Origin of the sequence: Variovorax sp. WS11 (assembly GCF_010499245.1) — a bacterium.
Lineage (GTDB): Bacteria > Pseudomonadota > Gammaproteobacteria > Burkholderiales > Burkholderiaceae_C > Variovorax.
Genome location: NZ_JAAGOW010000002.1, coordinates 766,999 through 780,376, shown reverse-complemented (window position 1 = coordinate 780,376; position 13,378 = coordinate 766,999). Strand labels below are relative to the sequence as shown.

Genomic DNA, 13,378 nt, shown 5'->3' with positions numbered 1-13,378 from the left:
TTGAGTGCTAGATCAGATGCATCGCCTTCGCTTGGCTCCTGAGCTCCTCTCGGAACGCCGGATGGGCAATGCCGATGAGCTCTTGCGCGCGTTGCTTCCCTGATTTTCCGCGCAGCTGCGCCACGCCGAACTCAGTCACCACGTAATTGACGTCGTTCTTGCTGGTCGTCACATGCGTGCCGGGCGAGAGCATGGGCGCAATGCGCGAGAGCGTGCCGTTCTTCGCGGTGGCAGGCAGCGCAATGAAGGACTTGCCGCCGCGCGAGCGGTTGGCGGCGCGCACGAAATCGGCCTGGCCGCCGGTGCCCGAGTAGGGCGAGCTGCCGAGGCTTTCCGAACCGCATTGGCCCAGCAGGTCGACCTGCAGCGTGGCATTGATCGACACCAGCTTGTCGTTCTGACCGGCCAGCATCGGGTCGTTGGTGAAGTCGACCGGGTGCATCTCCAGCGCGGGGTTGCGGTGCATGAAGCGATACAGCTTCTGCGAACCGAGCGCGAAGGTCGCAATGATCTTGCCCGGCAGGTAGTTCTTGCGGCGGCTGGTGACGGCGCCGCTTTCCACCAGCGACAGGATGCCGTCGCCGATCATCTCGGTGTGGATGCCGAGGTCGCGCTTGTTGGTGAGCTGCATCACCACTGCATCGGGAATACCGCCATAGCCGATCTGGAGGGTGGAGCCGTCCTCGATCAGGTCGGCCACATGCTTGCCGATGGCTTCCTGAACCGGGCCGATGGCAGGCAGGCCGACTTCGAGCACCGGCTCTTCGCTTTCGATCAGCGCTGCGACCTGCGAGATGTGGACGCGGCAGTTGCCGAAGGCATACGGCACGTTCGGGTTGACTTCCAGCACCACGGCGCGGGCCTTGGCCACGGCGGCCATGGTGTAGTCGGTGCCGATGCTCAGCGAGAAATACCCCTGGTCATCCATCGGCGAGGCGAGGCTGAACACCACCTCGGCGCCGATCTGTCCGCGCTCGATCTGGGCCGGGATCTCGCTGAAATAGTTTGGAATGAAATCGATCCAGCCGGCCTGGCCTCCTGCGCGCGTGGCGCTGCCATAGAAGAGCGCCACGTGGCGGACACACTCGACGGTTTCCGGGTCGATGTAGTCGTACTTGCGAACGGCCAGGATCTGGCAGACCTTGACATCGCGCAAGCTGCGGCGCTGTTCGGACAGCGCCGTGAGAAGGGTCGGCGGCTCGCCGGCGCCGGTGGGGACGATGATGGTGTCACCGTTGCGAACGTGCCGAACCGTGTCTGCGGCGCTGCATCGCTTCTGACGATAAAGCTCGTTGACTGCCATCGCTCGTCTCCAGGTTGTGAGTGTGTTGCGCGTCAGGAGTGAAAGGATAGGCGCAATCCGGCGGCGTGCATGTTCAGCGGATTGTCGAGGGGAGCGGCGTGCGCGCTGCTCGAGGACGTGAGAGCGGCGCCGCGGTGCGCCACAATCGCTCCATGGACAAAGAAGTCGACCCCGCGGTCCTCGCGGTCATCAATGAAAAGCGCCTGACAGGGGAGAAGCGCACTCCCGTCGAGATCATCGCCCGGATGGGCGTGTTCGATGCCCGGCAGCAAGCGGCCGAAAACGCCTGGCTGGCCACGGGCGACAACGTCATCGCCACCCTGTGGGCGGAGTTCGTGACCATCGGCGCCGGCGGGCGATGGTTCTATCTCGAGTCCCTGGATGTGCAGCGCCGGGTCGGGGGCGGCGACCGCAGCGCCCAGCAGGTCCAGCGCGCCAAGAACCGGCTCGACCTGCTCAAGCGCTCGCTGGATGCGGGCCAGGGATTGAGGGCCGTGCTGCAGACGAACCGGGTCGCCATTCTCGAGCTGGAGAGCGACAGGTCTGCCAAGGTGTCGACGCGGGTGCCGGACGACCAGGAATGGCACATCGCGACGTGGGACCCCGATCAGAAGATGGCGGTCCTGGTGCGCGGCGCGCGCGACTGGCTGCCGACCGAGGAAGACATGCAGGCCGCACGGGCGCGGGGCAGCGTCCCGGCCGTGTCGCAAGAGGCGCCGTCCGGCCCGGCATCCCGGGAAGAGGTGCAGGCGGCCGCGATGGACTACCTGACGCGTCACTTCGCCGGCTACGGGTACAAGGCCGAGAACGTCTCCGGCCAGAAGCTCGGCTACGACATCGAGGTGTCGGACAAGAAGGGCAACACCTTGCTCAAGCTCGCGGTGAAGGGCACCGCGCCCGGAGCCGCCAGCTTCCAGCTCACGGGCGAGGAGCGTGCGTGCGCCAAGCGGGGGGACCCGTGGCGCCTTGCGGTGGTCACCGACGTCCCCGGCCCGACGGCGCAGCACAAGCTTTACAAGCCTGCCGAGGTCGACCAGGCGCCTGGGCTCGAACCGCTGCTTGAATAGCAAGCGATCTTGCGGGCGGCCCGGCCGGCGCCTCAGCCCGGTCCGCAGGAGGCAGAAAACTCCTCCTCGAATGCGTTGAGCTGGGCCAGATCCGTTTCAAGCTCGTTCTCCAGCGACTTGAGCTCGAGCCCGAGCTTCTCGATCTGCTCCGACTGGGCCTGGATGCGCTCGCCCTTGCGCTTGATTTCCTGCTTCATCTGCGCGATGGCGCGCTTCATGATGTCGCAGCCGATGGACTGGGTGGTGGCCATGTTTGCTCTCCCTGTGCGGTTGAAAAATACGACTGTCGCAGGCGAGCGCGGTCCTGCTCAGACCGCGCCGCTGTGCTTCTTCACGGCGCTCAGCGCGTCGATGATGCTCACCGGGTCCCGCCCGAGGATGGCGGTGGCGAGGTTGAGGACGGACGCGAAGATCTTCAGCGCCTGGCGCACCTGTTCGATCTTCCGGATCTCTTCGTTCGCCTTCTCGATGGCGCCCTCCAGATCGCTCTGGGAGGGCCCTGCGCCATCCACGACCAGCTTGATCGCGCGCAGCAGCATCTCGCTGATGTGAATGCGAAGGTTGTTCTCTTCGAGCACGTTCTTCCTGGCCTGCGGCGCCGTGATCGCGCCGCTGTCGAAGGCCTGCTGGCGACGATCCTGCATGGCGTCCGCTGACTGCCGCAACAGGTCCGCGGCCTTCACCACGGCATCGGCGTCTTCGAGCATCTGGACTAAGACTCTTGGCATGTTCACTCCCTTGTGGTTGCATCGACGTCAAAGCTTCCTGAGATTGGCGCGGACCTCCATCAGGTCCACGGTGGCTTTCCTCAGCAAGGCGATCAACTGCTTGTCGCTGAGGTGGTCCACGTTGCGCAGCATCTCGGCGTGGCCCTGCCGCACGATGTCGATGCCGCTGCGCGCCTCCTGGGCCGCAACGATGGCGCCGGCCTGTTCCTTGACGCGCAGCGCCTGGCCGCGCCGCGACCAGGCGATCACCGCTTCGCGGCGGTCGATGGTGATGGCGCGGTCATCGCCCGCGAGGGCGGCCTCGGCCGACAGGTCGGCATTCCAGGCAAATTCGCGCGCCTGCTGGAAGGACGCGATTCGCCCCTGCTCGTTCTTGAGCTCGACCTGGTAGGCGTCCGTCACGGTGCCCATGGCCTGCAGCAGCGTGTCCATGGCCGGGCCATGTTCCTTGACCAGGCTCTTCACCTCGTGGGCCTGCTTGGCGGCCAGGGCCCAGCTGGTGACCCTCTGCGCGATGCTGGCGTAAGCCTTCACGTGCTCGGTGTCGAGGCCGAGGCCCGGTACGGCGACGATCGCGCCGGTCACTTGGTCGAACTCCTGCGAGATGTCGAAGGCGCCCTCGCCGGCCAGGTTGGCCAGCGCGGCCATGTAGCCGGTGGCGACGTTGTGCAGCCTGAACAGCGACTCCTGCTCCTGCGCGACGGCCTGCTTGTGGGCTTGCACCGCCGTCTTGATGGGCGCGAAGTCAGGCGATGCAGGCAGCTCCGCGAGCACCACGTCATCGCTCGCCAGGTAGCGCTCCGTGACGTCCTTGTATGCAGTGAGGCTCGCGGAGCTCGCGCTGAAGTCGCGCACCGCTTCGAGGTTGGCGCACGCTGCAACGACCAGCATGCATGCGAGCAGCGAGATCCGACGGGTGAAGCACGTCAGGAATTTCATGGCACCTCCTTGTTTATCTGCCTGTACCGGGTTGTACCGGCAAGGCGAGGGGGTTGCTTCCCCTCGAGAGGGGAGATGCCCGGCGCCTAGTACATTCGCCGATAGAGCGGAGACCCAATCGCATAGCGCTGTCGGTGGCGCTGGGGGCCAACTCGCGGAGCCTGTCAAAAATTTTGTGTTCGAGGCATAGCATGACGACCAGGAGCATGTATGCCAGTAAGCAAGACGAAGATGAAGAACGCGGCGATCGCCGCCAAGATGGCGGCGCTGCCGTCGATTCCGAAGGAGTTGATTGACCAGTTCGTCACCGGCCCCATGACCGGTGACGCAGTCAATGAGGCGACGGCCGCGTTCAAGAAGGCGCTGATCGAGCGCGCCCTGGGTGCCGAGATGTCGCACCACCTGGGCTACCCGAGCGGCGCGAGCAAGCCCGAGGCCAGCGGTGGCAATCAGCGCAATGGCAGGAGTGCCAAGACGGTTTTGGCCGGTGACGGGCCACTTCGCATCGAGGTGCCGCGCGACCGCGAGGGCTCCTTCGAGCCAGTGCTCATCCCAAAGCACGAACGCCGGTTCACCGGCTTCGACGACAAGATCGTGGCCATGTACGCGCGCGGCATGACCATGCGCGAGATCCAGGGCTTCTTGATGGAGAGCTACGCGGTGGAGGTGTCGCCCGAGTTCATCAGCTCGGTCACCGACGCCGTCATGGCCGAGGTCGGAGCCTGGCAGGCCCGGCCGCTGGAGCCGATGTACCCGGTGGTCTTTTTCGACGCCTTGCGCGTGAAGATCAAAGAAGACGCGGTGGTGCGCAACAAGGCCATCTACTTGGCCTTGGGGGTGCTGCCCGATGGCACGCGCGACATCCTCGGCCTGTGGATCGAAGGCACCGAGGGCGCCAAGTTCTGGATGAAGGTATTCAACGACCTGAAGACCCGCGGCGTGGGTGACATCCTCATCGCCGTCACCGATGGCTTGAAGGGCATGCCCGAGGCGCTGGCGGCGGTGTATCCGGCTACCACGTTGCAGACCTGCATCGTGCACCTGATACGCAACTCGCTGGACTACGCGAGCTGGAAGGACCGCAAGCTGCTGGCCGCGGCGATCAAGCCAATCTACACGGCCGCGAGCGCCGAAGCGGCCGAGGCCGAACTCGATGCCTTTGCTCAAGGCCCCTGGGGTATCAAGTTCCCGACCGTGGTCGCGGCTTGGCGCCGTGCGTGGGATCGGGTGATTCCGTTCTTCGCGTTTCCGCCGTCCATCCGCCGGGTGATCTACACGACCAATGCCATCGAGAGCATCAACGCGCAGTTGCGCAAGATCATCAAGTCGCGCGGCCACTTCCCCAGTGATGACGCGGCCTCCAAGCTGATCTGGCTGGCGTTGCGCAACATCACGACCGACTGGGGGCGCGCGGCGCACAATTGGAAGGAGGCGATGAATCAATTCGCGATCCTCTACGAAGAGCGCTTCACGCACGCGGCCCAAGGCAACGCAAAATCAGGAGGTTGAACCATGAATACATGGCTCAACCGGGGCGCCTCCGGCGGCCTGGCGGGGGCCTGAAGACATAAGAAAAAACAATCGAGAACAAATCAATCAACCGGCCTCGAACACAAAAATCCTGACAACTCCAACTCGCGCGAAGAGGATGCCCACGAATTATTGTTGTCGAGACCCCTGCCGACGAGGGTTTGGACGGTGACGTTCGCGATGTGCGGATCGCCTTCGCGGATGCTGATGATGACCTTGCCGAGGCGAATTGCGCGAAGACTCAATCTGGCAGTTCAACGATGCGTTCATCGCAACTTTCGTCAGCAAGAAAGTCCCGCCAGGCCTCGAGTGCGCGGCGGTAGGTTTCCAAGCCAACTTTGCCGCCTGGTTCGCCATCCATGATGGAGTACTCAAAGATCACGCTATCAGGAAGGATGATCGTAGTCCAGGCATTTCCAGTCCCTTCCCATTTAGGTATCCGACCTGCGACGACATCTTCAATGGCCTTCTCCGTGATACGACAAGCTGCTTCCGATCGCACATCGTCACGGAACTGGTGTGGCATGTACTGGTGTTCACCTTGCGTACCTGCCATAGAAACCCCATCCTTTTCGACTAGTTCGCAGCCATCAAGGCGCTGAGGACGAAAGCCTTTGCGACTTAGCCGGTTGTAGTGATCGGTATCAGGCCATGGTTCGAGCACTCTGAACATTCTGAGCTTCATCTTCTTTACCTCAAAGGCCATCCGCGCCATTGTGGAGCGCTGGTAGTTGGCGGCACGAACTGCACTTTTATTCCGGAGTCTGTTCTCCCAATCCATTGGCCGTTCGGCGCAAGCGATTTGTTGTTGAAGGCGACGGTCAGTTCATAGTTGAGTCTGGCTTCGGACCAGCTTTGCGGGAAGAACGTTGAAGGTTTGCTCTTGTCAACCCACTGACCCGCAGCATTCTGCACCTGAACTGTGCCTTCATAGACTCCATCCGCATCCGGCGGTTTCGTGTGGCTGCTGACGCGCGCGGCACCTTCTGCGCTCGGCTCATGATGGAAGCCGACCGCCTTGCCGGCGCGATTTATGTGACCCTGAGCAATGTGCTCGATGTCAATCTGCGCGAGTGCAGCCTGATCGGTGCGACTCACATAGTAGGCATTGATGCTGTCGCCCATCCGCTGACCGGGCGTCGGCCCCTTCCTCGCGCTTTTTCCTCCGTCACCATCGATCAGCGAGACACCAAGAATGGCTGCGAAGAGCGGGGGACTGGTCGCCAGCGTGTCCCGAACATATTGATCGGCAGGATTGCTCTCGTCAGAGCGGCCGTTCTGCATCCTCGTCACTGCTGAAGCAAGCTCGTCTGACATCGACGACCAGTGCGCCGTTGCCGACGATCTCGCCATTGGCGCCGCTGTAGCTGCCGCCGGCGATGCTCAGGGTGCCGCTGCCCGCGTGCTCGATCTTGCCGCCGGTGCTGGTGAGGCTCGCGGCCTGCAGCGTGAGGTTCTGGCCATGGGTGGCGATGCGGCCCTCGGTGTTGTCGATGGCGCCCGAAGTGGCGATGGTCGTTGCGCCCGTGCCGGTCTGCACGATCTCGCCACCGTTCGTGTTGGAGAGGTTGGAGACGCCCAGGCCCAGCTGGCCCACGTTGAGCTTGCCGCCCTGGTTGACCAGCGTCTGGCTGCCGTGGCTGTTGGCCTTCACGCTCAAGGTGCCGGGCGTGGCGATCGTCGCGCCGCTGGTGGTGACGTGGCCCTGGGTCGCGGTGAGCGCGACGTTGGCCGCGCTGGTGGCGCTGGAGGACAGGTCGATGCTTGCGCCTTGCAAGCTCGCATTGCCGGCCGCGAGATTGGTGCCATTCGCCACGAGGGCGCCCGTCGTCGTCACGCGCAGTTCGCCGACACTGCCGAGCTTGCCGTCGGCCTGGATGCCGGCGCCGAGCACGGCCTGTCCTGAGCCCGTCGAAGGGCCGGTGCTGCCGCCCTGCAGGCTGGCTGCGTTGATCGTGGTGTTGCGCCCGGCGGTGATGCTGCCGTCGTTGCTCAGCCGGCCACCCACGGCGACGGTGATGTCCTGGCCCGCGCGCAGCGTGCCGCGGGTGTTGTCCAGGGCGCTGCCGGCGCTCAGGTGCGCATCGCCGTTGCTCTCGAGCTGGCCGTCCGTGTTGACCAGCTCGCCCGTGCTGGCGATCTGCAGGCTGGCTGCGCGCAGGGTTCCGCCGGTGTTGTCGAAGCGATCGACGCTGGCGCTGAAGGCCTGGGCGACGTTGACGGTGCCGCTCACGTTGCTGAAGCTCGGCCCGCTCGCGGCCAGGGTGGTCGAGGTGAGGGCGCCGCCGTTGTTGTTGACTTGCGGGGTGTCGAGCTGGATGGCGCCGCCTGCGTGGATGCGGCCGCCGTCGTTGAGGACACTGCCGGGGGCGGTGATGGTGCCGGGCGCGGCCACGTAGCTGGGCGACGAGGTCGTGCCGGTGCTGCCGCCGCTGCTGCCCGTGCCGGTCTCAGTGCCCGTACTCGTGCCGGTGCCAGTCCCAGTGCCCGGCGTCGTCGGATCGGAGGTCCCCGTGCCCGGCTGTGCCGGCGCCTCGGGCACCGGCTCCGCCCCGATCACGCCACCAGCGGTGTTGCTCAGACGCGGGGCATTCACCGTGAGCGCTGCGGCGCTGGTCTGGCGCATGGTGCCGCCGCGGTTGTCGATGTCGCCGGCGCTTGCCAGCTGCAGGCTCTGCGCTTCGAGGGTGCCCGCATTGCCGAGTGTCCCCTGGGTGGCGATCTTGAGGTCCCCGCCGCTCGTGATGCGGCCGCTGTTGGCGAGGCTCTGGGCCGCGATGTCGGCACGCCTCGCGGCCTGCATCGTCCCGATGTTCTCCAGCCGCCCGGCCGCAGTGACGACCAGTTCGCCGACACCGCCCAGCGGGCCCGATCCGTCCGCGGCCATGATCGTGCCCGCATTGCGCGCACCGACGCCATGCTGCGTGCCGATCAGGGTGATCTTGCCGGCGTACATGCCCCCGAGCAGCGACGAATCCAGCGCGAAGACGGGAGTCGAGCCAGTGCCTGCGGTCGGGCTGATCTGCCCTTGATCGGCCGAGACCTGGTTGGCCCCAGTGACCACCTTCAGCTCGTTGGCCCAGAGGCCCGCGTTGACCTTGATGGCGCGCGCCAGGATGGCCGCGTAGTCGGTGCTCCTGGCATCGAGGCCCGCGCCGTCGATGCTGACGGTACCGCCGCGCACCACCTAGCCGTCCAGCCCGCCGGCTGCATTGAGCTGCGGGGTGCCGGTGGTGAGCGTCGCCCGGCTGGCGTTGATGAAGGAGCCGCCATCGACGGCGATGCCCGCGGGGTTGGCGACGATCACCTCGGCGCGCTGGCCGCCCACCTCGATGGCCCCGCGCAGCTGCGTTGGGTTGCCGCTCGTGATCTCGTTGAGGATGATCCGCGCCGGCCCGGTCGCCAGATAGGGATTGGCCTGCACCCAGCCGCCCAATTGGGTCTGCACATCGCTGCGGCTGTTGTTGAGGATGACGCCGCCCCGCTGGACGTCGAACTGGTTGTAGAGGTTGCGCGAGACGCCGGCGGCCGAGGGCGTCTGGATGTTGACCAGCGGCACGCCGTTGGGCGCCACCAGCACCGTGGGCCGCAGGCCCGGGGCCACGCCGGGCGCGCCCACAATCTGCGCCGGTACAGGCGAAACGGCGAAGAGCCCGGCCAGCGCCGTGGCCAGCACGCCCGAGGTCGCCCCCGTGGCCTTGCCCGCGCTCCTGGCCGTTTCCTGCACCACCACGCGCATGCCGCGCACAGCATTGAAGACGACCCTGTGAAGGTGCTTGTTCATGTTCTTCCTTCCGGCCTGGGCGTCAGAAGGAAGCCTCCCCTGGCATTCATCACATCGACCCTTCTTGTTTTTGAAGGGCCGCATTCTGGTGCGCACCTCCGCAATAGCGGCGGCGGCGTCAGAAAACACCAGATTTGCGCGATCGCCGGCGCGGCCTACGGCTTGGCCGATCGATTTCTTAGATCTTTTGTGCTGGCTCTGAGGCGGACATGCCCCTGTCGAGCGCGTCCGGGTCCGTGCTCAGCTGCGCGGCGAGGTCGCGCAGCTCGTTGAGCCGATCCTCGTTGGGCTCGGGATAAGTCAGGCGCCAATCCTCGATCAGTTCAGACACCGCGGGGCGGTTCAAGGACGCGAGCTGGCCCAGCAATTGCGCCTGCTCGGCGGTGCGCCGGCTTTGCAACTGCGCGCATCGGTGGTTCTCCAGGCCCACCAGGCCGATGCCCAGCAAGGCAAAGCCGATGAGATTCCTCAGCGCGATCTTGTCCGCCACACCTTGCCCCAAGGTCGCTTCAGCCGAAGCGGCTCGCGAGGTACGGCGCCGGATCGATGAAGGCGGGCTCGCCGCTGATCAGCTCGGCAAGGAGGCGGCCGGTGACGGGCCCCAGCGTGAAGCCCTGGTGCGCATGGCCGAAGTTGAACCACAGGCCCTTGTGGCGCGGCGCCGCGCCGAGCACCGGCTTCATGTCGACGGTGCAGGGGCGCGAGCCCAGCCACGGCGAGGCCTCGACCGGCTTGCCCAGCGGCACGAGTTCGCGTGTCGACTGTTCCGCGCGGCCGAGCTGAACCGGGGTGGAGGCCGCATCCTGGCGGGCGAACTCCGCACCGGTGGTGAGCCGCAGGCCGCGCGACATCGGCGCCAGCATCACGCCGCGCTCGACGTCCAGCATCGGCAGCCGGAGCCCGGCGTGCCCTTCGTAGTGACGGTGGTAGCCCCGCTTGATGAACAAGGGCAGGCGGTAACCCAGGGGGCGGAGCAGGGCATCGGCCCAGGGCCCCAGCGCGACGACCGCCTCTTCCGCCTGAACGCTGCCACCTTCTGCATCGACGGACCAGCCGGCACCTTGCTGCCGCAGCGTCATCGCATCGCCCAAGGCGAAGCGGCCGCCGCGCAGGACGAAGAGCTTCGCGTAGCGTGCGACCAGGTCGCCCGGATCGCGCACGCTCCAGGGGTCGGTCCAATGGATGGCCCCGGCGAGCGCCCGTTGCAACCCCGGCTCTGCCGACGCCAGCTCGTCGCTGCCGAGCACGGAACAGCCCAGGCCGTGCTCGCGCGCCGCGGCCGTTGCCTCGCTCGCGGCTGCATCGAAGGCCTCGCGAGAGCGGTAGATCTGCCGCCATCCCTCCTTGTGTATGAGCTCGCCGGCAGCGGCCTGCTCGATCCAGAAGGCGTGCTCGTCGATGCATTTCTCGATCAGCCGGCTGTACGCGGGGACGATCTCGGCGTAGCTCGAAGGCGCGGACGAGCGCCAATACGCGAACAGCCGGGGCCACACCTGCCACAAGGCATCCAGGTGATAGTGGGCGTCGTTGCTGCGCCCGGTCGCGACGCGCAGCAGCGTCCCGATGTCGCGCGGAAAGGCGTAGGGCTGCACCGCCTCGCGCTGGATGATGCCGGCGTTCCCGTAGGAGGTTTCGAGCCCCGGCATCTTCCGGTCGACGAGCGTGACGGCATGGCCGCGCAGCTGCAGCGCCAGCGCCGTGCTGACGCCGACGATGCCCGCGCCGAGGACCAGGACCTCCTTGTGCTTCTGCGCCATCGAGCCGCTCACTCCCGGATCGTGAGCGGGGTCGAGCTCACAGGACCCACGGTCCGCAGGGTGGCGCCAAGTTCAGGGGAGGCGGAAGGAAGGGGAGGGGGTCATCGAAGTGGGCGAATCGTAAGAGCCATGAGTGGCGGTCATTGTCGCGCCTGCATCGCCGTGGTCGTGTGTGCCAGCCGCGCAATTATTCGATTTGTCGGTTGCGCGCGCGGCAATGGTGTTGGAGCGCCCGCTCATCCCGCCTGGATCGCTTCCGTCAGGAAATGCACGAAGCCCTTGGCCGCGTCGGACAGCCCCCGGCCGGCCAGCGTCTCGACCTCCAGGTAGCGTTCGTTCATCTCCCGGTCGCGCAGTGGAACCGCCACCAGCGTGCCGGCAAGAAGCCGGGTCCGGATGGACAGCTCGCCGTAGAAGGCGATGCACTCGGGCGCCGCGGCCGCGAAGCTCACCAGCGCATCGGCATGGTTGCTCGACATGGCGGTCCGGTACTGCAGGCCTTGCCGGCTGCAGCTGATGTCGAGCAGCTGCCGCACCGAGCTGTTGGGCAGCGGCAGCGCCAGCGGGTACGCGACCGCCTGGCTCAGGGACAGCTGGCGCTGCCGGGCCAGCGGGTGCTCGGTGGACATGACGGCGAGGATGGGGCTCGGATGGCGCAGCTCCAGCTGGATGCCGGCCTCGGGCACCGAGCTCAGCGTTACGCCCACGTCCGCTTCGCCGTCGCGGATGCGCCGCGGGATATCGGTGCGGGAGCAGACCTCCAGGTGGAAGCGGATGCCTTCGTACTTCTCCCGGAAGCGGGCGATGAGCGTGGGGATGAAGTCGAAGGCGAATCCCTCGGCGCTGACCACGCGCACGAAGCCGCTGCGCAAACCCCGAAGCGCGGCGATGTCGTTCAGCACCCGCTCGTTGTCCTGCTGCGCTCGCTTGGCGTGCGCCGCCAGCAGTTCCCCGGCGGCATTCGGCACCATGCCGCGGGCGTGGCGCTCGAACAGCAGGCTGTCCATCTCCCGCTCGAGGCGCGCCACCTGGCGGCTGACCGCCGAGGGCGCCACATTGAGCTTCAAGGCGGCTTCCTTGATCGAGCCGGTGCGCACGACCTCGAGGAAGTAGCGCACGGCGGTCTCCTGCAGCAAATAGCCGGCCATGGATTTGAATTGCGATTTTGGCAATGAAAGATTCTAAACATGGCGCTTGCCGCAATCCATGGGGACTCTTACGATTTCGTGACAGCCGATGCGCGGCCCTTCTTTCACCCTCCTTTCACTTTTCTTAAGAGCCCCTGATGAAGTCCCTCTCCGTCCTGGCCGGCTTTGCGCTGGCGTCCTCCCTCGGCGCGTTCGGCGCGCCAGCCGTCGCCGCCGAGAGCGACTTTCCGTCGCGGCCCGTCACCCTGATCATTCCCTTCCCGCCCGGCGGGGCGACGGACGTGCTGGGGCGCGTGATCGGCGCGCGCCTGGGCAAGGAGCTGGGCCAGCCGGTGGTGATCGACAACCGCGCCGGCGCAGGGACCATCATCGGCGCGACCTACGTCTCCAAGGCCGCGCCGGACGGCCACACGCTGCTGCTGAGCTCGGGCACCACCTTCACGGTCAACCCGGCGATCCGCAGCAACCTGCCCTACGACCCCGTCAAGGGCTTCGATCCGATCGGGCTCGCGGGCCGCACCGCGCTCATCCTGCTCGCGAACAAGGATGTACCCGTCCAGAACTTCAAGCAGTTCGTCGACTACGTGAAGGCTTCCCCCGGCAAGTACGCCTACGGCTCCTTCGGCAGCGGCACGACCGCGCACTTCGCCGGCGAGACCGTCCTGAATGCCGCCGGGCTGAAGATGACGCACGTCCCCTACAAGGGCAGTGCGCCGGCCATGACCGATCTCATCGGCGGGCAGATCCCCTTCAGTGTCGACACGGTGAGCGCCGCCATCCCGCAGCTCGCCGGCGGCAAGGTCAAGGCGATTGCGGTGACGACCGCCAAGCGCTCGGCGCTCCTGCCCAACGTGCCCGCAATGGCCGAGAGCGGCTTTCCTGGCATCGACATGGACACCTGGCTGATCTTCGCGGGCCCCAAGGGCCTGCCTCCCGCCGTCAAGGCGCGGCTCGAGAAGGCCCTGGCCGCGACCATGGCCGATCCGGACACCCGGACGAAACTGGTCGCGGCCGGCCTGGAGCCGGCCTTCAGCAACGCGGCCGCGGCCAGCGAGCTGATCAACAAGGAGCTGCCGCTGATGCGTGCGGTCGCGGCCCGCTCCAACATCACCGCGGATTGAA

13 protein-coding genes and 1 pseudogene are annotated in these 13,378 nt (G+C 66.2%); 3 read left to right on the top strand and 11 right to left on the bottom strand.

The genetic code is table 11. The annotated features are described in order from the left end of the window. Positions 1 to 7: 7 nt before the first annotated feature. Positions 8 to 1,303 (bottom strand): acetyl-CoA hydrolase/transferase C-terminal domain-containing protein, encoded by a 1,296-nt coding sequence (locus tag GXN78_RS24210; RefSeq protein WP_106559984.1) that lies wholly within the window; start codon positions 1,301 to 1,303, stop codon positions 8 to 10. A 152-nt stretch (positions 1,304 to 1,455) separates the two neighbouring features. Here GXN78_RS24210 and GXN78_RS24205 point away from each other — a divergent pair, with 152 nt between their 5' ends. Then, positions 1,456 to 2,370 (top strand): DUF3883 domain-containing protein, encoded by a 915-nt coding sequence (locus tag GXN78_RS24205; protein ID WP_106559985.1) that lies wholly within the window; start codon positions 1,456 to 1,458, stop codon positions 2,368 to 2,370. 32 nt (positions 2,371 to 2,402) lie between these two features. Here the strand turns inward: GXN78_RS24205 and GXN78_RS24200 are convergent, their stop codons facing one another. The 3 genes from GXN78_RS24200 to GXN78_RS24190 are packed head-to-tail and all read right to left on the bottom strand — an operon-like array spanning position 2,403 to position 4,037. Further along, the gene (locus tag GXN78_RS24200) at positions 2,403 to 2,621 is read right to left on the bottom strand and encodes a hypothetical protein (RefSeq protein WP_106559986.1); all 219 of its coding nucleotides are present in this window, start codon (positions 2,619 to 2,621) and stop codon (positions 2,403 to 2,405) included. Positions 2,622 to 2,678: 57 nt separating this feature from the next. Continuing rightward, positions 2,679 to 3,098, bottom strand: coding sequence for a hypothetical protein (locus GXN78_RS24195; protein WP_146163159.1), 420 nt, complete (start codon positions 3,096 to 3,098; stop codon positions 2,679 to 2,681). A gap of 27 nt (positions 3,099 to 3,125) precedes the next feature. Continuing rightward, positions 3,126 to 4,037: a hypothetical protein gene (locus GXN78_RS24190; protein ID WP_106559988.1), complete on the bottom strand. Its 912-nt coding sequence runs from the start codon at positions 4,035 to 4,037 to the stop codon at positions 3,126 to 3,128. Positions 4,038 to 4,268: 231 nt separating this feature from the next. Here GXN78_RS24190 and GXN78_RS24185 point away from each other — a divergent pair, with 231 nt between their 5' ends. Further along, on the top strand, positions 4,269 to 5,546 hold the full coding sequence (locus GXN78_RS24185) for an IS256 family transposase (RefSeq protein ID WP_106561513.1): 1,278 nt from the start codon (positions 4,269 to 4,271) through the stop codon (positions 5,544 to 5,546). A 262-nt stretch (positions 5,547 to 5,808) separates the two neighbouring features. Here GXN78_RS24185 and GXN78_RS24180 read toward each other — a convergent pair whose 3' ends face one another. The 7 genes and pseudogenes from GXN78_RS24180 to GXN78_RS24155 all read right to left on the bottom strand — a co-directional run bounded on the left by GXN78_RS24180 (position 5,809) and on the right by GXN78_RS24155 (position 12,256). Further along, the gene (locus GXN78_RS24180) at positions 5,809 to 6,252 is read right to left on the bottom strand and encodes a hypothetical protein (protein ID WP_164255712.1); all 444 of its coding nucleotides are present in this window, start codon (positions 6,250 to 6,252) and stop codon (positions 5,809 to 5,811) included. Between the two features lie 5 nt (positions 6,253 to 6,257). After that, on the bottom strand, positions 6,258 to 6,851 hold the full coding sequence (locus tag GXN78_RS24175; RefSeq protein WP_164255710.1) for an EndoU domain-containing protein: 594 nt from the start codon (positions 6,849 to 6,851) through the stop codon (positions 6,258 to 6,260). Next, positions 6,832 to 8,193, bottom strand: a complete 1,362-nt coding sequence (locus GXN78_RS24170) for a hypothetical protein (RefSeq protein ID WP_308812447.1) — start codon at positions 8,191 to 8,193, stop codon at positions 6,832 to 6,834. The genes GXN78_RS24175 and GXN78_RS24170 overlap by 20 nt, the downstream gene beginning before the upstream one ends. 18 nt (positions 8,194 to 8,211) lie before the next feature. Further along, positions 8,212 to 9,351, bottom strand: a pseudogene (locus GXN78_RS42235) (filamentous hemagglutinin N-terminal domain-containing protein); the annotation flags it as partial. A 178-nt stretch (positions 9,352 to 9,529) separates the two neighbouring features. Further along, positions 9,530 to 9,841 carry a hypothetical protein gene (locus GXN78_RS24165; protein ID WP_106560192.1) on the bottom strand — a complete coding sequence of 104 codons (312 nt, stop codon included), beginning with the start codon at positions 9,839 to 9,841 and terminating at the stop codon, positions 9,530 to 9,532. 19 nt (positions 9,842 to 9,860) lie between these two features. Further along, positions 9,861 to 11,108 carry an FAD-dependent oxidoreductase gene (locus tag GXN78_RS24160; protein ID WP_106560198.1) on the bottom strand — a complete coding sequence of 416 codons (1,248 nt, stop codon included), beginning with the start codon at positions 11,106 to 11,108 and terminating at the stop codon, positions 9,861 to 9,863. Positions 11,109 to 11,344: 236 nt separating this feature from the next. Then, on the bottom strand, positions 11,345 to 12,256 hold the full coding sequence (locus tag GXN78_RS24155; protein WP_106560191.1) for a LysR family transcriptional regulator: 912 nt from the start codon (positions 12,254 to 12,256) through the stop codon (positions 11,345 to 11,347). Positions 12,257 to 12,393: 137 nt separating this feature from the next. On the opposite strand from GXN78_RS24155, the gene GXN78_RS24150 reads away from it, so the two are divergent. Continuing rightward, a complete protein-coding gene (locus GXN78_RS24150; RefSeq protein WP_106560190.1) occupies positions 12,394 to 13,377 on the top strand; it encodes a tripartite tricarboxylate transporter substrate binding protein in 984 nt (327 codons plus the stop codon). Position 13,378 lies beyond the last annotated feature (1 nt).